At 64.0% G+C, this 25,243-nt stretch carries 23 protein-coding genes and 1 pseudogene; 10 read left to right on the forward strand and 14 right to left on the reverse strand.

Annotation, left to right across the window (positions count from 1 at the left end; translation table 11 throughout):
- Positions 1-140 precede the first annotated feature (140 nt).
- Positions 141-347 carry a DUF1737 domain-containing protein gene (locus tag AC0V8S_RS05125; protein ID WP_027145959.1) on the reverse strand — a complete coding sequence of 69 codons (207 nt, stop codon included), beginning with the start codon at positions 345-347 and terminating at the stop codon, positions 141-143.
- Positions 348-440: 93 nt separating this feature from the next.
- A complete protein-coding gene (locus AC0V8S_RS05130; RefSeq protein WP_475437038.1) occupies positions 441-1,334 on the reverse strand; it encodes an HpcH/HpaI aldolase/citrate lyase family protein in 894 nt (297 codons plus the stop codon).
- Positions 1,335-1,482: 148 nt separating this feature from the next.
- On the opposite strand from AC0V8S_RS05130, the gene AC0V8S_RS05135 reads away from it, so the two are divergent.
- From AC0V8S_RS05135 to AC0V8S_RS05155, 5 genes and pseudogenes are all read left to right on the forward strand, one after another.
- Positions 1,483-2,553 carry an ISAs1 family transposase gene (locus AC0V8S_RS05135; protein WP_475432758.1) on the forward strand — a complete coding sequence of 357 codons (1,071 nt, stop codon included), beginning with the start codon at positions 1,483-1,485 and terminating at the stop codon, positions 2,551-2,553.
- Positions 2,554-3,168: 615 nt separating this feature from the next.
- Positions 3,169-4,716 carry a DUF4153 domain-containing protein gene (locus AC0V8S_RS05140; protein ID WP_475437039.1) on the forward strand — a complete coding sequence of 516 codons (1,548 nt, stop codon included), beginning with the start codon at positions 3,169-3,171 and terminating at the stop codon, positions 4,714-4,716.
- Positions 4,717-4,719: 3 nt separating this feature from the next.
- A complete protein-coding gene (locus AC0V8S_RS05145) occupies positions 4,720-5,412 on the forward strand; it encodes a response regulator transcription factor (protein ID WP_183464390.1) in 693 nt (230 codons plus the stop codon).
- Positions 5,403-7,003: pseudogene (locus AC0V8S_RS05150) on the forward strand (HAMP domain-containing sensor histidine kinase). Before AC0V8S_RS05145 ends, AC0V8S_RS05150 begins: the two are co-directional and overlap by 10 nt.
- A 28-nt stretch (positions 7,004-7,031) precedes the next feature.
- A complete protein-coding gene (locus AC0V8S_RS05155) occupies positions 7,032-8,198 on the forward strand; it encodes an NAD(P)/FAD-dependent oxidoreductase (protein WP_475437040.1) in 1,167 nt (388 codons plus the stop codon).
- A gap of 163 nt (positions 8,199-8,361) precedes the next feature.
- Here AC0V8S_RS05155 and AC0V8S_RS05160 read toward each other — a convergent pair whose 3' ends face one another.
- From AC0V8S_RS05160 to AC0V8S_RS05170, 3 genes are all read right to left on the reverse strand, one after another.
- Positions 8,362-9,318: an IS5 family transposase gene (locus tag AC0V8S_RS05160; protein WP_183458334.1), complete on the reverse strand. Its 957-nt coding sequence runs from the start codon at positions 9,316-9,318 to the stop codon at positions 8,362-8,364.
- A 202-nt stretch (positions 9,319-9,520) separates the two neighbouring features.
- Complete coding sequence (locus AC0V8S_RS05165) at positions 9,521-9,727, reverse strand: tautomerase family protein (protein WP_013528835.1); 207 nt, start codon at positions 9,725-9,727, stop codon at positions 9,521-9,523.
- A 162-nt stretch (positions 9,728-9,889) separates the two neighbouring features.
- A complete protein-coding gene (locus tag AC0V8S_RS05170; protein WP_475437041.1) occupies positions 9,890-10,810 on the reverse strand; it encodes an SMP-30/gluconolactonase/LRE family protein in 921 nt (306 codons plus the stop codon).
- Positions 10,811-11,095: 285 nt separating this feature from the next.
- Here AC0V8S_RS05170 and AC0V8S_RS05175 point away from each other — a divergent pair, with 285 nt between their 5' ends.
- On the forward strand, positions 11,096-11,263 hold the full coding sequence (locus AC0V8S_RS05175) for a hypothetical protein (RefSeq protein ID WP_095202681.1): 168 nt from the start codon (positions 11,096-11,098) through the stop codon (positions 11,261-11,263).
- 183 nt (positions 11,264-11,446) lie between these two features.
- On the opposite strand, the gene AC0V8S_RS05180 is transcribed toward AC0V8S_RS05175, so the two are convergent.
- The 4 genes from AC0V8S_RS05180 to ccmA all read right to left on the reverse strand — a co-directional run bounded on the left by AC0V8S_RS05180 (position 11,447) and on the right by ccmA (position 13,790).
- The gene (locus AC0V8S_RS05180) at positions 11,447-12,022 is read right to left on the reverse strand and encodes a DsbE family thiol:disulfide interchange protein (RefSeq protein ID WP_475437042.1); all 576 of its coding nucleotides are present in this window, start codon (positions 12,020-12,022) and stop codon (positions 11,447-11,449) included.
- Positions 12,019-12,186, reverse strand: a complete 168-nt coding sequence (gene ccmD, locus AC0V8S_RS05185) for a heme exporter protein CcmD (RefSeq protein ID WP_475437043.1) — start codon at positions 12,184-12,186, stop codon at positions 12,019-12,021. Before ccmD ends, AC0V8S_RS05180 begins: the two co-directional genes overlap by 4 nt.
- A 118-nt stretch (positions 12,187-12,304) precedes the next feature.
- Positions 12,305-12,970 (reverse strand): heme exporter protein CcmB, encoded by a 666-nt coding sequence (ccmB, locus tag AC0V8S_RS05190; RefSeq protein ID WP_475437044.1) that lies wholly within the window; start codon positions 12,968-12,970, stop codon positions 12,305-12,307.
- Between the two features lie 211 nt (positions 12,971-13,181).
- Positions 13,182-13,790, reverse strand: a complete 609-nt coding sequence (gene ccmA / locus AC0V8S_RS05195) for a heme ABC exporter ATP-binding protein CcmA (RefSeq protein ID WP_475437045.1) — start codon at positions 13,788-13,790, stop codon at positions 13,182-13,184.
- 285 nt (positions 13,791-14,075) lie between these two features.
- Here ccmA and acnA point away from each other — a divergent pair, with 285 nt between their 5' ends.
- Positions 14,076-16,766, forward strand: coding sequence for an aconitate hydratase AcnA (gene acnA, locus AC0V8S_RS05200; protein ID WP_475437046.1), 2,691 nt, complete (start codon positions 14,076-14,078; stop codon positions 16,764-16,766).
- A 54-nt stretch (positions 16,767-16,820) separates the two neighbouring features.
- Here the strand turns inward: acnA and AC0V8S_RS05205 are convergent, their stop codons facing one another.
- Complete coding sequence (locus tag AC0V8S_RS05205) at positions 16,821-17,495, reverse strand: ceramidase domain-containing protein (protein ID WP_183464382.1); 675 nt, start codon at positions 17,493-17,495, stop codon at positions 16,821-16,823.
- Between the two features lie 178 nt (positions 17,496-17,673).
- Between AC0V8S_RS05205 and AC0V8S_RS05210 the strand changes: the two genes are divergently transcribed.
- Positions 17,674-18,459, forward strand: coding sequence for a DUF1223 domain-containing protein (locus tag AC0V8S_RS05210; RefSeq protein WP_183464381.1), 786 nt, complete (start codon positions 17,674-17,676; stop codon positions 18,457-18,459).
- Positions 18,460-18,995: 536 nt separating this feature from the next.
- Positions 18,996-19,382 (forward strand): DUF2794 domain-containing protein, encoded by a 387-nt coding sequence (locus tag AC0V8S_RS05215; RefSeq protein ID WP_183464379.1) that lies wholly within the window; start codon positions 18,996-18,998, stop codon positions 19,380-19,382.
- A 115-nt stretch (positions 19,383-19,497) separates the two neighbouring features.
- On the opposite strand, the gene AC0V8S_RS05220 is transcribed toward AC0V8S_RS05215, so the two are convergent.
- The 4 genes from AC0V8S_RS05220 to AC0V8S_RS05235 all read right to left on the reverse strand — a co-directional run bounded on the left by AC0V8S_RS05220 (position 19,498) and on the right by AC0V8S_RS05235 (position 24,448).
- Complete coding sequence (locus AC0V8S_RS05220) at positions 19,498-20,067, reverse strand: N-acetyltransferase family protein (protein WP_475437047.1); 570 nt, start codon at positions 20,065-20,067, stop codon at positions 19,498-19,500.
- Positions 20,068-20,187: 120 nt separating this feature from the next.
- Positions 20,188-20,961: a Bax inhibitor-1/YccA family protein gene (locus AC0V8S_RS05225; RefSeq protein ID WP_475437048.1), complete on the reverse strand. Its 774-nt coding sequence runs from the start codon at positions 20,959-20,961 to the stop codon at positions 20,188-20,190.
- A gap of 242 nt (positions 20,962-21,203) precedes the next feature.
- The gene (locus AC0V8S_RS05230; protein ID WP_475437049.1) at positions 21,204-23,753 is read right to left on the reverse strand and encodes an ABC transporter permease; all 2,550 of its coding nucleotides are present in this window, start codon (positions 23,751-23,753) and stop codon (positions 21,204-21,206) included.
- Positions 23,753-24,448 carry an ABC transporter ATP-binding protein gene (locus AC0V8S_RS05235; RefSeq protein ID WP_095202667.1) on the reverse strand — a complete coding sequence of 232 codons (696 nt, stop codon included), beginning with the start codon at positions 24,446-24,448 and terminating at the stop codon, positions 23,753-23,755. The genes AC0V8S_RS05230 and AC0V8S_RS05235 overlap by 1 nt, the downstream gene beginning before the upstream one ends.
- A gap of 88 nt (positions 24,449-24,536) precedes the next feature.
- Here AC0V8S_RS05235 and AC0V8S_RS05240 point away from each other — a divergent pair, with 88 nt between their 5' ends.
- The gene (locus AC0V8S_RS05240) at positions 24,537-25,181 is read left to right on the forward strand and encodes an arylesterase (RefSeq protein ID WP_475437050.1); all 645 of its coding nucleotides are present in this window, start codon (positions 24,537-24,539) and stop codon (positions 25,179-25,181) included.
- The last annotated feature ends 62 nt before the right edge of the window (positions 25,182-25,243 follow it).

The following is a 25,243-nucleotide window of genomic DNA, read 5'->3' on the forward strand; positions in this document are numbered from 1 at the left end:
CGACGCTTGCGTCGACCGACCCATGCCTTGGCGATTGGCGGAAACGCCCGTTTCTTCATCATCCACAAGCGGAGCAAGGAGCGTAGCGACGCGGCGCAGAACCGAGGATGACGAAGGGAGAAGGGCCTCAGTGGCTTCCCCTACCAGTCGCTGAGCTTGGTGTCCGGCCCGTATTCCTGGCCGTCGACATCCTTCACCACGGCCTGGCCGCAGCGCATGGTCTTGGCTTTCTTGTCATAGGCGTAGGTCGGCGAGCCGAACAGGTGCCAGCCCTTGTTCAGCGCCGCCGTCACCTTGTGGCAGAAGCTGGCGTCGTCCGGGGCGGTCAGAAAGCGGTAGAGTTTCATGATCTCAAGTCCTGTCGTAAATAACTCGTTCTTTTTACGTAATTCCGGACGGAAAACCGCTACGCACTTTTCCTGGAATTGCTTTGGCCGGGATCATGCGCCGATGGCGGCCGCTTTCGCCAGCAGTTTTTCGGCCTGCGCCAGGTGCAGGCGCTCGACCATTTTTCCGTTCAACGAAATCACGCCTTTGTCGGCATTGTCGGAACGTGAAAAGGCGTCCTTTATCAGCCGCGCCTCGGTCAGCGCTGCCGGCGACGGCGCGAAGGCGCGGTTCGCCGCGTCGATCTGGGCCGGATGGATGAGGGTCTTGCCGTCGAAACCCATGGCCGCCCCTTCCGCGCACTCACGGGCGAAAGCGTCGAGGTCGCGAAAATCATTGGCGACGCCGTCGAGCATGTCGAGGCCGCCGGCGCGCGCGGCCAGCACCATCTGCATCAGCCATGGCACGAGGTAGCGCCGGTCCGGTGTCGCCAGCACACCGGTGTCCTTGGCCAGATCATTCGTTCCGGCCACGAAACAATTGAGCCGCGAGGCCGGATCGCGGCCCAGTTCGGCCATGGCGCCGATGTTGAGCAGCGCCTTGGGCGTCTCGATCATCGCCCATAATTTCACACTGTCGGGGGCAAAATTGTCGTCGAGCACGTCGCCGACTTCAAGGATATCGCGCGGCGTGGCGACCTTGGACAACAGGATGCCGTCGGGCTCGATTTTTGCCACGGCCAACAGATCGTCGGCGCCCCATTCGCTGGCCAGCGCATTGACGCGCACCACCATCTCGCAGCGGTGGTCGAGAGTGTTGGCAGCCGGGCGGCTGGCGAAGATTGCGGGCAGCTTTCCGCGGGCGGCAATCTTGTCGGCCGGCGCGACGGCGTCCTCGAGGTCGATGATGATTGCATCGCAGGACAGCTGCGCGATCTTGGCCAGCGCCTTGTCGTTGGAGGCTGGGACATAGAGCACCGAGCGGCGCGGGCGGTAAGGTTCGGTCATATCCGATCTATGCCGCCTGTGGGTGATGGAGGCAAGCGTTGGAGCTGTGCGCCCACCCTCCCCCTTGGGGCAGGGGAATCGCATATGGCGATTTTGGGCTTGAAGTTGGTTTGAGAAGGGATTCTTTGGGAAGGCAGTCCAGCGAGGAGTGACTGCCATTACCAGCCTTGAGAGCTATTTCGGTACGGTGCCTGATCCGCGCGCGGCCAACGCCACACATCGGCTTGGCGACCTGATCGTGATGATGATCGCTGCGAGCCTGTGTGGCGCGACCAGCGCAACGGAGTTTTCGTTGTTCGCGCAAGAGCGCAAACAGGCGCTGTCGCGCTTGATCGACTATGAGGAGGCGCCTAGCCACGACACCTTCTCGCGGCTGTTGCGCCTGCTCGATCCGGAGGCCTTCGGACGGGCGTTCGCCGCCTTTGCCGCAGGCTTTGCCCAGGCACGTCAGGGTGTGGTCGCACTTGATGGCAAGGCGCTGCGGCGGGCCTATGAGAAAGGCCTTGCGGCCAGCCCGCCCCTGACGGTGTCGGCCTTTGCCAGCCAGACGCGGCTGTGTTTGGCGGCGGTCTCGCCCGGCGACGAAGACAATGAGGTCGAGGCTGCCCTCAAGGTCGTCGAACTCATTGATCTTACTGGCCGATTGGTCACGGCCGATGCCCTCCACTGCCACACGCGCATGGCCAAGGCCATCATTCAGCGCGGCGGCGACTATCTGCTCGCACTCAAGGGAAACCGCCGGCATTGGTTGGCTCGGGCCAATCAACAACTGGCCCAGACCACTCCCGCCGTCACTGAGCGGACCGAGACCAGCCATGGCCGCAACGAATGGCGGCAGGCAGAGGTCGTGGTGGCGGCTGAACCAATGATGCCGGGGCACAAGGCCTTCATCCGCATCACCAGCCGGCGCGATCAGGCCGAGCCGCTGACGCGCCTGTTCATGGCCTCAACGCTGCTGTCGCCACAGCAGGCGATCGACCTCACCAGAGCCCATTGGCAGATCGAGAACGCACTGCACTGGATGCTCGACGTTCATCTGCACGAGGACCTCAGTCGTGCCCGCAAGGACAACGCTCCCGCCAACACCGCCCTCATCAACCGCATCGCCAGAAATATCCTTCAGGCCGCCGACATCGACAAAGTCCCCATTAGCCACCGCATCAAGAAATGCGCTTGGAATGACGACTATCTCATCCAGGCAATCGCTCATATGCGATAGCCCTGCCCCTTGGGGGGGAGGGTCGCCGCGAAGCAGCGGGGTGCGGCGCCGGACCCCCACCCGGACCTTCGGTCCGACCTCCTCACAAGGGGGAGGTAAAAGCTCGGCGTCCTCCTCGGCAGTTGCGGACGGGGGCCCTTCCTCTCCCCCGTCGATCGGGGGAGAGGTGTCGAGCGAAGCTCGACGGAGTGGGGGTCGACCCTTGGGCGCAAGGCGAGGCTTGCGCCTTGGTCCCATTTCAATATCCGTTCGCGGCGCTTGCCAGGTGGTTCCCCCACTCCGTCTCGGCTTCGCCGAGCCACCTCTCCCCCTCCGGAGGGAGAGGAAAGGAGCCGGCTGGGGCAGCGCCCCAGCCCTGAAGCGCACGTCCTGCACGAAAACTGCACACGCCTGCCGAAAACCTCCTCCAATCCGCCCTGCTGCCTCCCTGCCGGCCTGCGAGACAGGCGGCATGCACAAGCGAGCAAGACCCCGTTGGTCCTTGCCACAGCGTCTGCACAGCGAAGGCTGGTGGCTGGTCGATCCGCCGCGCGTGAAGCCTGTGGCGATCCTCATTCCCTTTGTCCGCAAGAGCCCGCCGCCACGGCGATGGAATCCGATCAGGAAGGTCAGGTCATGACATCATTCTTCACAGCGGCACCAAGCTATTGCAGCCGCTTCGGTGTTGCCGTGCTGCTGGTCGTGCTGGCGGATTTTCTGTTCTACGGCCAGCCCGCCGGCATCACCGTCTTCCTGTTCGCCATCCTCATTGCCGCCGCGGTCGTCGCCATGCACCCCACAGCCTTCAGCGACATCAAGGTCTGGCTCAAGCCCGCCGCTCTGCTTGTCGCGCTGCTGCCGCTTGCCGAAAATGTCAGCGTCCTGTCGGTGTCGATCGCGCTTGCGGCGCTGATCGTCTTCGCGCTTTCGCTGAGCGGTCGGCTGCGGCACAGCCTAGCGCGCATTGCCGGCCAGATCGCACTGTTCGGGCTCGCGGCGCCGTTCCGCTTCATCAGAGATTTCATCCGCTGGCGCAAGACGGCGCGACGCTTCGGCCGGCGCCGCGTGCGGCTGGCGGCGATCGCGGTCTGGGCGATGCCGCTGACGCTGGGCGCCGTTTTCCTGGCGCTGTTCGGCGCCGCCAATCCGGTCATCGAATACTGGCTGTCGCTGATCGATCTTCTAAAACTGCTCGATCTCATCCAGCTGGCAAGGATCGCCTTCTGGCTGTTCGTGCTCGCCGGCGTCTGGGCCTTTCTGCGGCCACGCCTGCCGCGGTTTTCGAAACGCGTCTCCCGGCCAAACAACCCCCTTGCCGCTGCTCAACCGGCGATCAATGCGCAAAAGCACGTCGTCGAGGACATCGTGTTCGGCAAGGCCGCCATCCTGCGCGCCTTGATCGTCTTCAACGCGTTGTTCGCGCTGCAGACCGGGCTCGACGCCACCTATCTGTGGGGCGGGGTGGCCCTTCCCGACGGCTTGAGCTACGCCGCCTATGCGCATCGCGGCGCCTATCCCTTGATCGTCACCGCGCTGCTTGCCGCCGGTTTTGTCCTGGCAGCGCTCAGGCCGGGAAGCGAGACCTCGGGGGATCCGCTCATCCGTCGGCTGGTCTATGCCTGGGTGGCGCAGAACATCATGCTGGTCGTCTCGTCGATCCTGCGGCTCGATCTCTATGTCGGCATCTATGCGCTGACCTACTGGCGCATCGCCGCTTTCGTCTGGATGGGGCTGGTGGCGGCAGGGCTTGCGCTGATCATCGCCCGCATCGCGCTTGGAAAATCCAATGAATGGCTGTCCTCCGCCAATCTTCTGACGTTATCGCTGACGCTTTATGCCTGCTGTTTCATCAACTTCGCAGCGACGATCGCCAATTACAATGTCGACCATTCCCTCGAAATGACCGGCCAGGGCATTCCCCTCGACGCCTGGTATCTGCGCTCGCTCGGCCCGGGTGCGTTTCCGGCGCTCGATCGTTTCTTTGACCATCAGGACAAGACGGCTGCCGCGGGCGCTACGCGCGAGCTTGAAGGATTGCGGGCCAGCGACGAAGACTGGTATCGCACCGTCCAGCAGAACTGGCGCGCCTGGAGCTTTCGCGACTGGCGGCTGCGTGCCTATCTCGACAGCAAGGGGTCGCTCGTGCTTCCTCAGCCTTCGCAACCTTCCTTGCCGGGCCGCTGACCGATGCCGCATCACATCCTCGTCGCCGACGATGACCCGCATATCCGCGAAGTGATCTGCTTCGCGCTGGAAAAGGCCGGCATGAAAACGCTTGGGGTGGCCGATGGTGCGGCCGCCCTGCAGGAGATCGGGCGCCGGGCGCCGGACTTGGTCGTGCTCGACATAGGCATGCCGGAGATGGACGGGCTGGAGGTCTGCCGGCGGCTCAGGCACACATCCGATGTGCCGGTGCTGTTCCTGTCTGCGCGTGACGACGAAATCGACCGCATCCTCGGGCTCGAAATGGGCGGCGACGACTATGTGACGAAGCCGTTCAGCCCGCGCGAGTTGGTCGCGCGCGTCAACGTCATCCTGCGCCGTGCCCGCCCGGTGGCGCCGGAACCGGCCGACGACAGGCAGTTTTCGCATGGCAAGCTCACTCTGGCGCCGGCCAGTCACGCGGCCACCTTCGACGGCAAGCCGCTCGCCCTGACGGGGATCGAGTTCTCGATCCTGAAAGGGTTTCTGGCGCGGCCCATGCATGTGCTCGACCGCGACGCGGTGATGGCCAATGCCTATGCCGGCAAGATCCATGTCGCCGACCGCACAGTCGACAGCCATATCCGCAACATCCGCGCCAAGCTGGCGGCGGTGGGCTGCCTGGATGCCATCGAGACCGTGCATGGCGTCGGCTTCCGGCTTGGCCGATGCGGCTGACGACGTCCAGCAAGTGGATCGGCCGCAAATGGCGGCCTCGGCTTGCCACGGTCGTCGTCGCTATCCTGGTCCTGGTGATGGCGCTGCCGCTGGTCGGCCTGTTCTTCTTTCGCCTCTACGAGAACCAGTTGATCCGCCAGACCGAAGCGGAGCTGATCGCACAAGGGGCGGCCATCGCCGCCATCTATGCGCAAGACGTGCGCGACGCCGGCATTCCCCCGGAAAAACTCGGCGCGCCGATGCCGGAGCCCAATGGCGGCGCCAGCCGAAGCGTCAATCCCGACGGACCGTACCGGCCGCTCGAGCCGCGCCTCGACCTCGCTTCGGACACTGTGCTGCCGACCCGGCCGGCCGCCATGCCCGCTAACACCGATCCGGCCTTTGCAGCGATTGGCGCGCACCTGTCGGGCATACTCGACGCGACGCAGAAAACCACGCTGGCCGGCTTCCGGCTGCTCGATCCCAGGGGCGTCGTCATTGCCGGGCGGGGCGAGGTCGGGCAGTCGCTTGCCGAGGTCGAAGAGGCGCGCACCGCGCTTGCCGGCCGCTATGCCAGCGCGCTCCGGCTGCGCATTCCCGACCAGCCGACGCCACCGCTCTATTCGGTCAGCCGCGGCACCAAGGTGCGTGTCTTCGTCGCCTTGCCGGCGGCCGTCGATGGCAAGGTCGCCGGCGTGGTCTATGTCTCGCGGACGCCCAACAACATCGTAAAACATCTCTATGGCGAGCGCGGCAAGGTGACCTTGGCGGCGATCGCTATTCTGGCGGCACGCTGCTCATCGGCCTGGTCTTCCTGCGCACCGTCAGCCGGCCGATCTATGCGCTGATCGACCGCACAGAGCGTATCGCCGCCGGCGAGCGCGACGCGATCCGGCCGCTCGACCATCACGGCACCTACGAAATGGCCGAGCTGTCCGCCGCCTTCCTCGACATGGCCGAAAAACTGCAGGCGCGCTCGGACTCGATCCAGACTTTTGCCACCCATGTCTCGCACGAGCTCAAATCGCCGCTGACGGCGATCCAGGGCGCGGCGGAATTGCTGCGCGATTCAGGCAGTGCGATGGATGATGACGAGCGGCGGCGATTTTCAAACAACATCGTCACCGATGCCGGGCGGCTCAACCTGCTGGTGCGCCGGCTGCTCGACCTGGCGAAGGCCGAAAACCTCGCACCGAGCGGCGAAAGCACCTCGATCGGTGCGGCGCTGGCGCTGCTTCCCGTCGACACCAGGCTGGCGGTCCGCGTCGAGGCGGGCGGCGATCTGGCCCTGCGCATCTCGGCCGAGAACGCGGCGATTGTGCTTGCCAATCTCATCGACAATTCCGCCCGGCATGGCGCGACGCTGGTTTCGATCGCTGCCGCAAGCGCCGGCGGCAAGGCGACGCTGCTGGTCGGCGACGATGGCGCCGGCATTTCGCCGAGCAACCGGGCGCGCATCTTCGAGCCGTTCTTCACCACGCGGCGCGCAAGCGGCGGCACCGGCATGGGCCTCGGCATCGTGCTGGCCCTCCTGAAAGCGCATGATGGTACGATCCGGCTGGTTGACTCCGAGCGCGGCACGCGCTTCGAGATCACACTGCCGGCGGCATAGACAGGCCGCCGACCGGATCGGAGAAAAAATGCGCTACGACATCGTCATCATCGGCGGGGCCATCGTCGGGTCCTCGATCGCCTACTATCTGCGCGAGGAGGGGTTTTCCGGCTCGATCGCGCTGATCGAGCGCGATCCGCAATTCGCGCATGCGGCAACGACGCTGTCCATGGCCTCGATCCGCCAGCAATTCTCCATTCCCGAAAACATCCGGCTGTCGCAATTCACGCTAAAGCTGTTCCGGCGGTTGAAGGAGACTTTCGGCACTGATGCCGATATCGGCTTCCGCGAAGGCGGTTATCTGATCCTCGCCGGAGAAGCCGGGCTGCCTATCCTCAAGGCCAATCACGATGCGCAGGTCGCCGAGGGCGCCGACATCGTGCTCGAGGACGCCGAGCAGCTGACGCGGCGCTTCGCCTGGCTGTCGACCGAGGGCATTTCCGCCGGCGCCTATGGCCGGACCGGCGAAGGGTGGTTCGACGCGCATGCGATGCTGATGCTGTTCCGCAAGGCGCTGCGCGACAAGAAGATCGATTTCATCGCCGCCTCCGTCACCGGCATTGCGCGCGACGGCAACCGCGTCACCGGCGTCTCCCTCGACAATGGTGAGATCTTGGAGGCCGGCATCGTCGTCAACGCCGCCGGGCCGAATGCCGGCAAGGTCGCCGCCCTTGCCGGGCTGGCGCTGCCGGTCGAGCCGCGCAAGCGCAATGTCTTCGTCTTCGAGGCACGCGAGAAATATGCCGACATGCCGCTGCTGGTCGACCCCTCCGGCATCTATGTCAGGCCGGAAGGCTCGGTCTACCTCTCCGGCGGCGCCGAGCCGGAAGAGGGCGACGGCCCGGCCGATCCCGGCGATTTCGAGGTCGATTGGCCGCTGTTCGAAGAGGTGATCTGGCCGGTGCTGGCGACCCGCATCCCGGCCTTCGAGGCGATCAAGGCGACCCGCGCCTGGGCCGGGCACTATGACTACAACACGCTGGACCAGAACGCCGTGATCGGGCCGCATCCCGAGGTCGGCAATTTCATCTTCGCCAACGGCTTTTCTGGCCATGGCCTGCAGCAGGCGCCGGCGGTCGGCAAGGCGCTGGCGGAGCTTTTGGTGCATGGCGGGTATCGGACGATCGATTGCTCGGCGTTTGGCTATGAGCGGGTGGCCGAGGGACGGGCGTTCCGGGAATTGAATGTGATTTGAGGGCGCGCTTCTTCCTTCTCCCCTTGCGGGCCTGTTGCGCAGTTACTGGGAGGAACGGCGGGGGAACAGGATCAGCGGGCTATTGCTGGTTCTTAGGGGTTGAGGTCTGGTTTCGATGTTTGAGGTGGCGGTTCGGCCTTGGCTGGCCGGATTGTGGACGCACCTATCCCGTGATGGCGGCCCATCGGCGCATGTTGAAAGCGATGGCCGCCATTGTCACCTGACCAGCAGCCTTGGCCAACCCGATGTAGCGGATCGTGGTCAGCTTCATGCGGTTCTTGAGCGTGGCGAAGGTGGTCTCCACCGCTGCTCGCCGTCTGGCGATCAGGCGATTGTAGTGCTTGAGCCGCGGCGGCAGCGCATGATGCTTGTTGGGGCGCCGTGCAATGCGCACCTTCTTGCCGGCCGCCCTGAGCCGAGCACGGCGGGCATGGGTGTCATAGGCTGCGTCTGCCCATACCGTCTTCTCATCACCGCAGATCAAGTGATCAGCCACGACCGTGTCGTTGACGTTGGCCGGTGTCGTGATCACCGTGCGGATCAGGCCAGAGCCTTCATCCACCCCGACATGAGCCTTGTAGCCGAAGGTAAGGCCGCTCTTGCCCTTGCGTGCTGTGACGCGGGCGTCCGTATCCTGCGACGGCCGCTCGGGTGTCGGCGGCGTCGAGACCGCATCAATCAGCGTGGCATCCAGCATCGTACCGCGCTTCAGGATCACGCCGGCCTTCTCCAACTGCCGGTCCAGTTCGCCAAACAGCTTCTCCATCAGCCCTTCGCTGACAAGCAGATTGCGAAAACGCGACAGCACCGTGTGGTCGGGGATTGTATCGTCCAGCCCCAGCCCAGCAAAGCGCCGGAACGACAGCCGATCGCCCAGCGCTTCCTCTAACTCGCGATCCGACAGTCCGTAGAGCGATTGCAGCAACAGTGCCTTGAACAACACCAGCGGCGGCCAGGCAGCTCGGCCCGGTCCACCATCGCGCAGCGCATTAAGCAGCTTCTCGAACCGGTACCACTTCACCAGACCCGACAGACGGTCGAGTGGCGAAGAACCCCCCGTCAGCTTGTGGCCCAGAAAAGCCTCCGCCAAGCTCAACTGTCCAGTCTGCTTCACCGCCATCGCGATTCCTCCGAGCTCCCTCTCAGAGAATCACAACCAGCGAATTACGCAACAGGCCCCTTGTGGGAGAAGGTGGCCTCGCGAAGCGAGGTCGGATGAGGGGTGTTCCAGCTTGGCAAAGACGGCGATCTGTCACCCACCCCTCAACCGTCTCGGCGCTGCGCGCCGATCCACCTTCTCCCACAAGGGGACAAGGGAAGAGCTACCCCTTCCGCAGCGTCTCGACATCGGTCTTGCCGACATACCAGTCGCGGGCGTTGACCTCTTCGAAAACCACCCAGACATCGTCATTGCTAAGCCCGGTAGCGTCCATGATGGCCGCCGTGACTTTTTTGGCGATATCAGCCTTCTTGCCTGCCGGATCGGCGGCGATCACTTCCTTGACGATGCGGATGTTGACGAATGGCATGACGTCCTCCCCTTGAACTGTATCTGGTACCACCAAGAGGCTGTTTCGAAACTCGCTCTGGCGAATCGCATGGTGGCGATTGCCTGAGCCGTAGCGCAGCGGGTGCTGCTTGTATGCGCAGCAACGCCATCAAAACCCGCCGGAGAAGCGTTCTCAGCAGCCTCAATAGGTCTTGGCCCCATTCACCATCAGCCGCACCGAATAGAGCGAAGTGGTGCCGGCGATGTAGAGGCAGTTCAGCTTGGCGCCGCCGAACGCGCAATTGGCGGTCACTTCGGGCACCTTGACCTTGCCGATCAGTGTGCCGTCCGGATCGTAGCAATGGATGCCGTCGGCGGCGCTCGTCCAGATCCGTCCGTCGGCATCGAGCCGGAAGCCGTCGAACAGGCCGGCCGTGCAGTCGGCGAAGACCTTGCCGCCCGAAACCTTCTTGCCGTGCTTGCCGATGTTGAACACCCGCATATGCGCGGGGTTCTCCGCGCCATGCGTGCGGCCGGTATCGACGACATAGAGCAGGCTTTCGTCCACCGAGAAAGCAAGGCCGTTCGGCCTCACCATGTCGGTGATGACGGCCTCGACCTCGCCGGTCTCGGGATCGACCCGGTAGACATAGCAGGCGCCGATCTCGCTCTCGGCCTTGTCGCCCTCATAGTCGGTGTCGATGCCGTAGGTCGGGTCGGTGAACCAGATCGAGCCGTCGGATCTCACCACCACGTCGTTGGGCGAATTCAGCTGCTTGCCCTTCCATTTGGCGGCAATGGTCGTCACCGAGCCGTCATGCTCGGTACGGCTGACGCGGCGACCCGAATGCTCGCAAGTGACCAGCCGGCCCTGCCGGTCGACGGTGTTGCCGTTGGAATTGCCCGACGGCTGGCGGAAGACGCTGACGCTGCCGTCCGTCTCGTCATAACGCAGCATGCGGTTGTTCGGGATGTCGGACCAGACGACGTAGCGCCCGGCGGCGAACCAGGCCGGCCCTTCCGCCCAGCGGCATCCGGTGAACAGCTTGTCCACCTGCGCGTTGCCGTTGAACAGCCGCGCGAAGCGCGGATCGAGAACTTCGTAATAATCTGCGGCCGCCATGCATTTCCTCCCGGCATCAGGTGACGTCAGATCAAGCCAGCCCGCGATCGATCTGGCAAGACGGAGCCGCCGCAATTTGTATGACAAAACGGAGAGGAACGGCCGTGCAGCCCGGGTCCGGCCCGTGGCCACGCGCCTTAGGACTCAATTAACCGGCTATGCGCTGCGTGCAATGGTGCATTGCAACATCTTCTTTTTGCAACGCACCATTCTTATGTCATGTTCCGTATTGACCAAGGGAGGAAGAAACCCGCCGCCAGAATGCGGCACGAAAGGACCCTTGCTATGATCTTCAACGATCTCATGACCCGCGCCCGCAGCAGCATCGCCAAGCGCAAGCACTACAACCGCCTCGTCGCCGAAATCGACAGCTTCACCAGCCGCGATCTGGCCGACATGCGCGCCGACCGCTCGGAAATGCTCTACCAGATCCACAAGCAGATCTACGGCTGATCTCAAGTCTCGTGAGACGCGCCACCCAGGCGCGCTGAGATTCAGGTCAGGCCGAGTCGAAAACGGTGGTTTCCGAGAACCGGAGCGGAGCGTACTTTTCGTACGTGAGCTCAGTTCTACTGCGACGCAGTAGAGCGGGGAAGCGCAGGAAGCCGCCGTTTGCAGGCCGGCATCACCTGAATATCAATGCGCCGCCAGCGCCTTGTCGATCTGCGGCAGCAGCAGATCCCGCGCCGACTCCGCTGTCAGCGGGCCGACATGCTTGTAGGCGATCTTGCCATCCTTGCCGACGATGAAGGTCTCCGGCACGCCATAGACGCCCCAGTCGATCGCCGCGCGGCCGGCTTCGTCGACGCCGATCGCCTGGAACGGATTGCCGAGGTCGCCGAGGAACCGGCGGGCGTTCTCCGGCTGGTCCTTGTAGTTCAGCGCCGCCATCACGAACCGCTTGTCCTGCGCCAGCGCCAGAAGCACCGGATGCTCTTCCCGGCACGGCGCGCACCATGATGCGAAGACATTGACCAGCGTGACCTTGCCGGCGAACGCCGTGGAATCGAGCCCCGGCAAGTTCGACCCCTCCAGTGCCGGCAGATTGGTCTGCGGCGCCGGCAGGCCGATCAGCGCCGAAGGCACTTCCGAGACATCGCGGCCGGACAAAAGCTGCGACAGGAATAATCCCGCTAAGCCAAGGAAGACAAGCAGCGGCAACAGCACGAGCAGGCGGCGACTGCGCTTTGGCGTTTCGGTTTCGCTGCTCACGGCTTCACCGTCTTGTCGGAACGCCGCCGCACGCCGGCCGCTTCGAGTTCGGCAAGTTCGCGCTTGCGCGCCCGCTGGTCGAGCAGAATCCAGCCAATCAGTCCGGCCAGCACGATTGCCGTGATGCCATAGGCAGCGGTGACATAGAGCGCATGCGCACTCATGCCGCGCACCCCCCATAACCTTCCGCTATTGCTTCACCGTGCTCGATCATGGCCTTCCCATAGCTTTGCGCCCTCGGCTTCGCAATCGGACGCCGCGTCGCGGCCCTGTGCGGCCACATCAATCCGTTCCATGTCGCAGCGCCAGCGCCGCCGAGACCGGCCCCAGCACGGCAAGAAACAACGTCAGCGCGGCAAGAATGAGGAAAGGCTGCAGGAACGGATCGGGATTGGCCGTCGCGCCATAGCTTGCCGAAACGCCGAAGATCAGCACCGGTATGGTCAGCGGCAGCACCAGCACGGAGATCAGCAGCCCGCCGCGCGGCAGCGCCACCGCCACCGCGGCACCGGCGGCGCCGATGAAGGTGATGGCCGGCGTGCCGACCAGCAGCGTCAGCGCCGTGGCGCCTATCGCGAGCGGCTCCATGTTCATGAACAGGCCGAGCAGGGGCGCAGCAATGACCAGCGGCAGAACGCTGCCCGCCCAATGCGCCAGGCATTTCACCAATACGGTCAGCGCCAGCATGTGCCGGTCGTTGCCGAGCACCAGCAGGTCGAGCGAGCCGTCTTCGCGATCGGCCTGGAACAGCCGGTCAAGCCCGAGCAGGCAGGAAAGCAGCGCCCCAATCCACAGGATCGCCGGGCCGATGCGCGCAAGCAGCTTGAGGTCCGGCCCGACGCCGAAAGGGATGGTGGCGATGACGGCGAGGAAGAAGATAACGCCGGTCAACGCCCCGCCACCGGCGCGGATGTTGAGGCGGATGTCGCGCAGCAGGAGGGACCACATTACGATGTGGTCCCCTGTTGAGGACGACGTTCTGTGGCGCCCCCCTCTGTCCTGCCGGACATCTCCCCCACAAGGGAGGAGATCGGCTGTCTCCTGCGATTTCGCCAATCACCAGCGTCGCAAAGACGAGCGGAGCGCCGAAGCTGCCAATCTCCCCCCAAGTGGGGGAGATGTCCGGCAGGACAGAGGGGGGCGCCGTAGAGTGCAGTCATCAAAAGGCCTGCCCCATCACCAATTCCTTCGCCCCCTCCAACCCCAGCGGCAGATGCGTCGCCGCGACGATCATCCCACCGCCGGCACAATGCTCCGTCATCAGCCCCGCGAACCGCTCCTCCGAAGCCTTGTCCAACCCCGCCGTCGGCTCATCGAGCAGCCACAGCGGCCGGTGGCTGACCAAAAGCTTCGCGATCGCCGCGCGCCGCCTTTGCCCGGTCGAGAGATAGCCGAACGGCAAATGGCCGATGCCACCGAGCCCCACGGTCTCCAGCGCCTCTTCGACGCTCGAATCGCCGCCACCATTGAAGTCGCGCCAGAAGCGCAAATTCTCCGCCACGCTGAGCGCCGTCTTCATTGCGTTCTGGTGGCCAAGATAGTGACAGGCCGACGCGATCGACGGAAAGGCATCGCCGCCGCCCTCGAGCAGCAACCGGCCTTCCGCCTTCGGCAGCAGCCCGGCGATGATCCTGAGCAAGGTCGACTTGCCCGATCCGTTCGGCCCGGTGACGACCAGCGCCTGGCCATCCTCGAGCGCAAAACCAATGCTGGAAAACACGCTCTCGCCGCCGCGTTCGCCGCCCAGATTTTCGGCGATAAGCCGCATCCCTCGCCTGCCCTGAAAACAATGTTTCGCGAGCGCTGCCGCATCGCACAAATTTGCTCTCCAACTGTCTAGAACTATTCCAGAAAATTCTCTATATGCGGTGCATCCGTGCCAGCGGTCGGCGCGGGAACAGAATTTGCGCCGAACCAGCGCACGCGCCGCCTTGAACGGCTCGGGTTGCTTGGGAACGGACAGCGGAAATGGCCGTACCCGCACCTTTGCGCGTGATTGCATGCCATCGGCGTCCGTTCCCTTTCAGGCTGAACAGACAAGGACGGATCGCACGTGTCAAAATCCCTCGATAGTTTCAATTGCCGTCGCACGCTGACCGCGGGCGGCACCGAGTACACCTATTTCGACCTCATCGAGGCCGAGAAGAACGGCCTCACCGGCATCGCCCAGCTGCCCTATTCGATGAAGGTGCTGCTGGAGAACCTTTTGCGCAACGAGGACGGCCGTTCCGTCACCAAGGAATCCATCCAGGCGGTCGCCGGCTGGCTGACCGACAAGGGCACCGCCGGCGTCGAGATCGCCTATCGCCCGGCCCGCGTGCTGATGCAGGATTTCACCGGCGTTCCGGCCGTGGTCGACCTTGCCGCCATGCGCGACGCCATGGCTTCGCTCGGCGGCGACCCGCAGAAGATCAATCCGCTGGTACCGGTCGACCTCGTCATCGACCATTCCGTCATCGTCGACGAATTCGGCACGCCGATGGCCTTCGCCCGCAATGTCGAGCTCGAATATGAGCGCAACGAGGAACGCTACAAGTTCCTGAAATGGGGCCAGCAGGCGTTCCGCAACTTCCGCGTCGTGCCGCCCGGCACCGGCATCTGCCACCAGGTCAACCTCGAATATCTCGGCCAGGTCGTGTGGACCAACACCGAGGATGGCGAAACCACGGCCTATCCCGACACCTGCGTCGGTACCGATTCGCACACCACCATGATCAACGGCCTTGGCGTGCTCGGCTGGGGCGTCGGCGGCATCGAGGCCGAGGCGGCCATGCTCGGCCAGCCGGTCTCCATGCTTCTGCCCGAAGTCATCGGCTTCCGCCTCACCGGTAAGTTGAAGGAAGGCGTCACCGCCACCGACCTGGTGCTCACCGTCACCCAGATGCTGCGCAAGAAGGGTGTTGTCGGCAAGTTCGTCGAGTTCTTCGGCCCGGGCCTGTCCAACATGACGCTCGCCGACCGCGCCACCATCGGCAACATGGCGCCCGAATATGGCGCCACCTGCGGCTTCTTCCCGGTCGATTCGGAAACCATCCGCTACCTGACAATGTCCGGCCGCGAGGAAAGCCGCATCGCGCTGGTCGAAGCCTATTCCAAGGCGCAAGGCCTGTGGCGCGAGGCCGGCTCAGCCGACCCGGTCTTCACCGACCTGCTCGAACTGGAGCTGAGCAGCGTCGTGCCGTCAATGGCCGGCCCCAAGCGGCCCGAGGGCCGCGTCGCGCTGGAAGGCATTCCGGCTGGCTTTGCCAAGGCGATGGAGACCGAATACAAGAAGGCGGCCGAAATCCATAAGCGTTACGCCGTCGAAGGCACCGACCATGATCTCGGCCATGGCGACGTTGTCATCGCCGCCATCACGTCGTGCACCAACACCTCGAACCCGAGCGTGCTGATCGGCGCGGGCTTGCTCGCCCGCAACGCCAACCGGCTCGGCCTCAAGCAGAAGCCGTGGGTGAAGACCTCGCTCGCCCCCGGCAGCCAGGTGGTGGCCGAGTATCTCGAAAAATCCGGCCTGCAGAAGGAGCTCGACCAGATCGGCTTCAACCTGGTCGGCTTCGGCTGCACGACCTGCATCGGCAATTCCGGCCCGCTGCCGGCGCCGATCTCCAAGACCATCAACGACAAGGGCCTGATTGCTGCCGCGGTGCTCTCCGGGAACCGCAATTTCGAAGGCCGCGTCTCGCCCGACGTGCAGGCCAACTACCTGGCGTCACCGCCACTGGTCGTGGCGCACGCGCTCGCGGGCACCGTCACCAAGGACCTCACCACCGAGCCGCTCGGCGAGGACAAGAACGGCAATCCGGTCTACCTCAAGGATATCTGGCCGAGCTCGGCCGAGATCCAGGAGTTCATCGAGAAGAACGTCACCCGCGAGCTGTTCGCCCGCAAATATGCCGACGTCTTCAAGGGCGACGAATACTGGCAGAACGTCAAGGCGCCGGAAGGCCAGACCTATGCCTGGGACGACAATTCGACCTATGTGCAGAACCCGCCCTATTTCGCAGGGATGACCGCCGGTTTCGGCAAGATCGGCGACATCAAGGGCGCCCGCGTGCTCGGCCTGTTCGGCGACAAGATCACCACCGACCACATCTCGCCGGCGGGTTCGATCAAGGCCGCCTCGCCGGCCGGCAAATACCTCACCGACCACGGCGTCGGCGTTGCCGACTTCAACCAGTACGGCACGCGGCGCGGCAATCATGAGGTGATGATGCGCGGCACCTTCGCCAACATCCGCATCCGCAACCACATGCTGGGCGAGAACGGCCGCGAGGGCGGCTACACCATCCACTATCCGTCGAAGGAAGAGGAATCGATCTACGACGCGGCGATGGAGTACAAGAAGGAAGGCGTGCCGCTGGTCATCTTCGCCGGCGTCGAATACGGCAACGGCTCGTCGCGCGACTGGGCGGCCAAGGGAACGAACCTGCTTGGTGTCCGCGCGGTCATCGCCCAGTCCTTCGAGCGCATCCACCGCTCGAACCTGGTCGGCATGGGCGTCATCCCCTTCGTCTTCGAGGAAGGCACGTCCTGGGCCTCGCTCAACCTCAAGGGCGACGAACTGGTCGAGATCGACGGATTGAGCACGATCAAGCCGCGCCAGACGATGACCGCCAAGGTCACCTATGGCGACGGCACGGTGAAGAACGTGCCGATCATCTGCCGCATCGATACGCTGGACGAGCTCGACTACTTCAAGAACGGCGGCATTTTGCAGTACGTGCTGCGAGATCTGGCAGCGTAGTAAGGGAATAGGGGAGTAGGTCAGTAAGGGAGTAGGGAAGGGATACCTACTCCCCTACTCCCCTACTCCCCTCGCTTTCCCAAACCGCGCCGTCGCCGCCAGCAGCACCCCCAGCATCAGCGCGTTGAAGATGTGCCACAGGAAATGTGTGCCGAGCGGAAAGCTGGCGCAGACCATCGGGTCGATCATCCGGCAGATAGCGGACACCACGAAGATCGCCGACCCCGCCAGATTGTACCAGCCGGCCCGGTTGCCGCTGGCCGCCACCCAGACACCGAAGAAGGCGAGCGCCAGGAATGGCGGCAGATAGCTTGTCGTGCCGTTCGATGCCTGGCGCAGCCAGTCCGGCACGGCGAAGGTTAGCGCCCCTGCCACCGCGTAAAAGATGACAAAGACCGCGATCGCCTTGCCCCATTCCATGCGCAGGAAGCGGCGCAGATTGAACAGCGTATAGGCGAGCGTGAAACCGGCAATCGGCAGGATATCGGCCCAGATCGTGCCCTTGGTGGCAAAGGTATGGAAGATCGTCGAGCCGATGCCGATCGCCACCACCCACCAGGCCAGCACCTCGGCGAAGGCGCCGGCCTTGCATCGGCGTACTTCCCGCACGCCCCATAATCCCGCGGCAATGAAAGCGAGGTTGGTCAAAGCATTCGTCGGCTCGGCCCAAAGTCCAGGTCCGGTCCGCTCGCAATAGAGATCGACCGGGGTCAGGAGAATCTTCCACATGGTGATGATGCCACTCCCGAATCGAACCACGTCGTGAAATGCAGTGTCTCACCTATTGCGGCCTTACCTGCGGCTGCAATGGCAAAATTTCACCGCAACGTGACTTCCCGTTGACTTCCGCTTCTGCCACATATTTCAGACAATCAGAACAAAGCCGGCGCCACCGGCGGGAATTGGAATGGTCATGGCCTGGCGAAGATCACTTTGGCTGGCAGCCTTTGCGCTGGCCTTCTCGGCGGTTGCCGGCGCCGGCCATGCCGGCGAGGCCGAAAGAATCCAGGCCGAAAAACCCCAACCCGACAAGCCGCTCGGCGTGGTCGAACTGTTCACCAGCCAGGGCTGCAGTTCCTGTCCGCCCGCCGATGCCTTCTTCGCCGAACTCGCCACCAAGGAAGACATCGTCGCGCTCTCCTATCACGTCGACTATTGGGACTATCTCGGCTGGAAGGACACGCTGAGCCGCAAGGAAAACACCGAGCGGCAATATGATTATATGCGCGCCTTCGGCAGTCGCTCCGTCTATACGCCGCAGGCGGTCCTCAATGGCCGCGTGCACGTCAACGGCGCCAATCGCGGCGAGGTCGACGGCGCGCTCGCCCGCATGGCCAGGGGCGGCGAAGGCATTCGGGTCCCCGTCAAGGTCAGCCGCACCAGCGACCGTGTGATCATCGATGCCGGCGATGCCGGCGCCGGCCCGAGCGACGCCCATGTCGTCATCGTCTATTTCGATGCGCCACAGACGGTCAAGATCGCCCAGGGCGAGAACTCCGGCCGCAGGATGACCTATTGGAACGCTGTCACCGGCATCCAGACCGCCGGCATGTGGCACGGCAAGGCGCAGCGCTACGAATTGCCGTTGAGCGAGATCACCAAGAAGGGCGGCTGCGCCGTGCTTTTGCAGTCGGTCGGCAAGGACGGCATGCCGGGCCCCATTCTCGGCGCCGCCTTCATCCACAAGCCGTAATCGGCTGCCTCTTCCCTTCTCCCCTTGTGGGAGAAGGTGGCCTCGCGAAGCGAGGTCGGATGAGGGGTGTTCCAGCTTGGCAAAGACGGCGATCCGGCACGCACCCCTCAACCCACAAGGGGAGAAGGGAAGAGCCGCGCTATCCGCCTTGGCACCACCAACAAAAAACCGACGTCAGCTTGCTTCTGACGCCGGTCATTTAGGTTTTGGGATCGTCGCACCCGATTTTTCCAAGGAAAAACCGAGGTTGGTTCGATCCGACGCAGACCCGTGGGCGGGGGGCTTGGGGTTTACGAGCCGGTGCCGGACCGAACCGTCTCAGGCAACGCCGGTAAATTCGTCGGACATTGGGGCATGAGCGCGGATAAAAAAAGGCAGAAATGTGGCGAAGCATCACCAATTCCAACATCCGGTTCGCAAACGTGACTGGACGTTGCAGAAACAGCGCGTCGCCGCCACCGCTTCGCCGGCTCTTGCAATTGCCACGCGAAGGGGCCAATTTTGGTTGGCAAAGATTCATTTTGAAGGATCGAGGCATGACTGACGACAGCGGCGGGACGGGGGATGGTGACGCATCCGCAATATTGATCCCGCTGCACGAGGTACGCAGCGCACGCCTCGACCAGCCGGTGCGCTTCGACCGGCGTGAACTGGACCAGATCCTCAGGCTCTACGGACGCATGGTCGCCGCCAATGAATGGCGCGACTACGCCATAGATCATCTCACCGACAGGGCCGTGTTTTCCGTCTTCCGCCGCGCCAGCGAAGTGCCGCTGTTCCAGATCGTCAAGGATCCGAAACTGGCGCGCAAGCAAGGCGCCTTCGCCGTTATTGCCGCTGGCGGGCGCATCCTCAAGCGCGGGCAAGAACTTGGGCGAGTGCTTGGCATCTTCGACAGCAAGCTGAAAGTGGTTGAGGCTTGAAGGGGAACTGGAGAATTGAAGAACTGAGGAACTGAGGAAAGAGGCGCTAAACGCCTGATATTAGTTCATTTTTCTTTTCTTCAGTTCTTCAATTCCTCAGTTCTTCAATTCCTCTTCATTTCCCTCCCCGAAACTTCCGTTCTGGCAGAGAATCCGGATCGGGCGGCAGCGACGCACCGCCATTCAGCGACAGCTGCATGAACACAGTGTCCAGCCAGCGCCCGTGCTTGTAGCCCGAGCCTTCGAGCCGGCCTGAAAGACGAAAGCCGAGCTTTTCGTGCAGCTTGACCGAGGCGCTGTCGGGATGGCCGTCGCCGATCACCGCGATGATCTGGCGGAAGCCCGCCGCCCCGGCCGCCGCGATCAGGCTCTGCATCAGCATGAGGCCGACGCCCTGGCCTTTGGCTTCAGGCGCGACATAGACCGAATCCTCGACGATGAAGCGATAGGCCGGGCGCGGCCGGAAGGCGCCGGCATAGGCATAGCCGAGTACGGCGCCATCCTTTTCCGCCACCAGATAGGGGAAGCCGCCTGCCGTGAGCGTGTCGAATCGGATACCCATCTCGGCGCGGCTCGGCGGCTCCAGCTCGTAGCTTGCCGTGCCATGTGTCACCGCGTCGGCGTAGATTTCGGTGATGGCGTCGAGGTCGGCGGCATTGGCCGCCCGAATCACAATATTGCTCATTTTTTATGCAAGCCTTCCACGTGCCTGCGATAACAGCAAAGACCGGCGCAAAAGAAAAGGGCGGCCGTTGGGCCGCCCCTTCCAAACCTGATGGTCCAGTTCAGACCATGACGCGAAGCCCTAGCGGCGGTCGCCCATGAACTGCAGCAGGAACATGAACAGGTTGATGAAGTCGAGGTAGAGCCTCAGCGCACCCATGATGGCCTTGCGGCCGGCGGTATCCGAAGCGTCGCCCTCGAAATACATCTCCTTGATCTTCTGCGTGTCATAGGCGGTGAGGCCGGCGAAGATCAGCACGCCGATCGCCGAAACCGCGAAGGACAGCGCCGACGACTGCAGGAAGATGTTGATCACCATCGCTATGATCAGGCCGAACAGGCCCATGATCAGGAACGAGCCCATCGCCGTCAGGTCACGCTTGGTCGTGTAGCCGAACAGCGACAGCGCGCCGAAGGAGGCGGCGGTGGCGAAGAAGGTCTGCGAAATGCTGGCCGAGGTGTAGACCAGGAAGATCGACGAAAGCGACAGGCCGACGAGGCCGGCATAGACCCAGAACGTCGTCTGCGCGGCAGCAACGCTCATCGACTGGATCCTGACCGACAGGAAGAACACGGCGGCCAGCGGCGCCAGCATCACCACCCAACGCAGCGGCGACCCGAAGATCGCGTAGCCGAAGGAGGTCAGCATCTCGCCGCTCGGCAGCGTTGCGACAGCCGAGGCCGGATCGGTGGTGGTGGCCAGCATAATCGTGCCGATGGCGGCAAGGCCGGTGATGAGGAGGCCAAGCCCCATCAGATTGTAGACCTTGATCATATAGGCGCGCAGGCCCTGATCGATGTCGACGGTTGCGCCGGGCACGGCGCGCGTCTGGAAGTTGCGAATGGGTTCAGCCATTGTAGTCCTCTATTGCTTCTGCCCCGTCCGGTGTCAGGTCCTATTGGACGTAAATCCACCGGACCCAGGCGCCGCTGGCGGGGCTCCAGCATGCCTGTGGCGAAATATGATGGTTATTCGCGTCAAGAACAAGACCGTAACCGGATGTAACGGTTCGTGAGAGGCCGAAAGGCCGATTCCCGGGCTTTCCAACCGGCATCCTTACCAAGATTTAATCCGCGATGGCCGCTCCGGCCTTGGAATTACAGCTCACGCAGCACCGGCGCAGCCTTGTGGCCGAGCACCCGCCAGGTGCCGGCGAGGCCGATGCCGACGGTGATCACCAGCGCAAAGACGATGGTCGCCACCGCCACCTCCGGCATGAAATGCGACGGCAGGGTCATGATCCGGGCGACAATGTACCAGGCCGCGATGCCGCCGGCGGCCAGCGCGAAGATAGCGGTGGCCAGTCCGATCAGCATGTACTCGAGAGAGAATGCCGTGATCAGCGTCCTCCTGGTGGCACCAAGCGTCTTCAGCACCACCGCATCATGGATGCGCGCCCGGTTGCCGGCGGCCAGCGCGCCGGCCAGCACCAGCACCGAAGCGATCAGCGCCACGCCGGCCGCTGCCCGGATCGCCGTGCCGAGTTGGCCGACCAGCCGGTTGACGACATCGAGCGCGTCCTTGACCCGCACCGTCGTCACCGCCGGGAAGGCGCGCGTGACGGCATTGAGGATGCGCGCGTCGTCGGCCGTCGTGGCACTCTTTTCGGTCAGCGTCGCCATCCAGCCATGCGGGGCGCCGGTGAATGTGTTGGGCGAGAACACCATGACGAAATTGATGCCCATCGTTTCCCATTGGACCTGGCGGAAATTGGCGATCCTGGCGGTGACGTTGCGGCCGAGCACGTTGACGGTGACGGTGTCGCCGAGCTTCAGCCCGATTTCCTTGCCTTCTTGCGCCGAGAACGAAACCAGCGGCTCGCCGGTATAATTGTCCGGCCACCATTTGCCCTCGGTCAGCGTCGCGTTTTCCGGCTGCCTGGCATCATAGGTCAGGCCGCGATCGCCTTTCAGCACCCAGGCGCCTTCGGCCGGCACCTTGACCTTGTCGACATCGACGCCGTTGAGCGCCATCACCCGGCCGCGCAGCATCGGCACCTTGGCCAGCGTCCCCTTTGGCGCCTCCTTGCCGATCAATGCGGAGAACGCATCGACATCGCTGCCCTGGATGTCGACGAAGAAGAAGTTCGGCGCCCGCTCCGGCAGGCTGCCGGAGATCTGCTGCCTGAGATTCCCGTCGATCAGCGCCAGCGTCACCAGCAGCGTCAGCCCGAGCCCCAGCGACAGAACCACCGATGGTGTCAAGGCGCCCGGCCGGTGGATGTTGCCGACGGCAAGCCTGAGCGCCACGAAGCGCACGCGCGGGCTCTTCCTGGCCGCCCATTGCACCAGCGCGCCGACCAGGCGCAGCACCAGAAAGGCGAAGATGGTGGCGCCGACGAAGATCGAGGCGATGCGCTGGTCGCCGGAGAACAGGATCGCCAGCGCCGCCAGCAGCAACGCGATGCCGATAGCCGATGCGATATAGACCGGGCGCGGCAGGCCACGGCCTTCCAGCCCCATCTCGCGGAACAGCGCCGTCGCCGGCACATCGCGGGCGCGGCCAAGCGGCAAAAGCGCGAAGGCCAGCGTCACCAGCAGGCCGAACAGCGCCGCCATGGCGAGCGCGCCGGGATAGAAGCCGCCCTCCGCCGGGACCGGAATGATGGATTGGAGGGCAGCACTCGCGGCAAAGGGCATCAGCGCGCCGAGCACGAGACCGAGCATGATGCCGAGTGCGGCGATGATCAGGATCTGCACGAGATAGACGGCAAAGACGAAGCCGCCGGAAGCGCCGAGGCTCTTGAAGGTGGCGATGACGCCGCGCTTGCCGTCGAGATAGGCGCGCACCGCATTGGCGACGCCGACGCCGCCGACCACCAGGGCCGTCAGCCCGACCAGCGTCAGGAATTGCGAGAAGCGTTCGATGTTGGAGGACAGCGCCGGCGCCGCATTGCTCCGCGTGCGGATCGACCAGCCGGCCTCGGGAAAATCCTTCGCTGCCTGATCCTGGATGGCCTTGAGCCGCGCCTCGTCGGCGTTGGCGGGCAGCCGGATCTTGTAGGCATTTTCGACCAGGCTGCCCGGCTGCACCAGTCCGGTCGCCGCCAGTGCCTCGGTCGAGATCATCAGCCTTGGCGCGAAGCCGAAACCGTCGGATACGGCATCCGGCTCCGTGACCAGCCTGGCGCGCAGCTCGAAGGTGGCGGTGCCGACCTTCAGCCGGTCGCCGAGCTTGAGATGCAGCCGTTCGAACAACAGATCGGGCGCCGCCGCGCCGAAGACGCCAAACTCTTCGCCGAACAGTTCCTGCTTCGACAGCTTCGGTTCGGTTTCCAGTGCGCCATAGAGCGGATAGGCCTCGTCGACCGCCTTGGCCTCGACCAGCGCCTGGTCCGAGCCGTCGGCAAGCCGCGCCATCGAGCGCATGCTGGCTGTGCGTGAAACGACGCCCAATCCTTCGAGGAAACCGCGCTCGGCCTGGCTGGCATCGCGCTGGTTGATCTGGAATCGGAGGTCGCCGCCGAGCAGCGTCTGGCCCTGGTCGGCGACGCCGGCACTGATCGAACGGGCAACCGAATTGACGCCGCCGATCGCCGCGACACCGAGCGCGATGCAGGCAAGGAAGATCAGGAAACCGGACAGGCCGCCGCGCATTTCCCTGAGCGAGAAGCGGACCGCGAGCTTCAGCGTCTGCGCCAGCGGCATCAGGCGGTGACCTTCAAGGGCGCCGGCGCTTCGATCCGGCCGGAGCGCATCGACACCTGGCGCGAGCAGCGCGCCGCGAGTGCGGGATCATGGGTGACCAGCACCAGCGTCATGCCGCGTTCGGCCGCTTTGGCGAACAACAGGTCGGCGACCTGCCGCCCCGTCACCTGGTCGAGATTGCCGGTCGGCTCGTCGGCGATGAGGATGCGCGGCGACGGCGCCAGCGCCCGGGCGATCGCCACGCGCTGCTGTTCGCCGCCGGAGAGCTCGCCGGGATAATGGGTGACGCGGTCACTCAGGCCCACCGCCGCCAGTTCGCGCGCCGCCACCGAAAACGGATCGGCATGGCCGGCCAGCTCCAGCGGCACCGCGACATTTTCGAGCGCCGTCATGTTGGGGATGAGATGGAAGGACTGGAACACAATGCCAATGTTTCGGCCACGAAACGAAGCAATCTGATCCTCGCTTTTGCCGTTGAGCAACTCGCCAGCGATTCGTACCGTACCCGAATCGACCCGCTCCAAGCCTGCCAGCACCATCAGGAGAGTCGACTTGCCGGATCCCGACGGGCCGACGATGCCGGTGGCCTCGCCGCGCGCCACCTCGAGGCTGACACCCTTCAGCACGTGGACGGACGAAGCGCCTTCGCCGAGCGTCAGCGATACGTCTTTCAGCGCGATGACGGCTTCTGTCAAAATGAAAGCGTCCTATATCAGGGATGAAGGCTCTGCTTGCCGGAAGCCGTCGCCCGGAAGAATGTTTTTGTCATATGGGGCCTGCCGCATGTCTTTCAAACGCCAGATAGCCGCAGGGCTCATCCTTTTCCTCGCCCTTTGCGGCGCCATTTCGTCGGCACAGGCCAGGCCCTTCAAGATCGTCGGCTTCGGTGACAGCCTGATGGCGGGCTTTGGCCTCGGGCCCGGCGAGGGTTTCACCGACAAATTGCAGGCCGCGCTTCGGGCCAAGGGCCATGATGTGACCGTCGCCAATGCCGGCGTTTCCGGCGACACCACCAGCGGCGGCCTGGCGCGGCTCGACTGGTCGGTGCCGGACGGCACCCAGCTGGTCATCCTTGAACTCGGCGCCAACGACATGCTGCGCGGCGTCGCGCCCGATATCGCCAGGAAGAACCTCGACGAGATGCTGGGCAAGCTCAAACAGCGCAAGATCGCCGTGCTGCTCGCAGGCATGCGCGCCGCGCCCAATCTCGGGGCCGACTATCAAAACGCCTTCGACGCCATCTTTCCCGACCTGGCGAAGACATACGACGTTCCGCTCTATCCGTTCTTCCTCGATGGCGTCGCCGGCCAGCCCGGCCTGCGGCTCGAGGATGGCCTGCACCCGAACGCCAAGGGGGTCGACCAGATGGTCGAGCGCATCCTGCCGACGGTCGAGAAGGCCATGGCGGCGGTGCCCGGAGGTTCGTGAGGCGGGATAAAATGTCTTCCCCAGCGGAAACTTTTAACAAAGCGTGTGACCAATAAACCTCT

The sequence above is a fragment of the Mesorhizobium oxytropidicola genome (genome assembly GCF_056174625.1).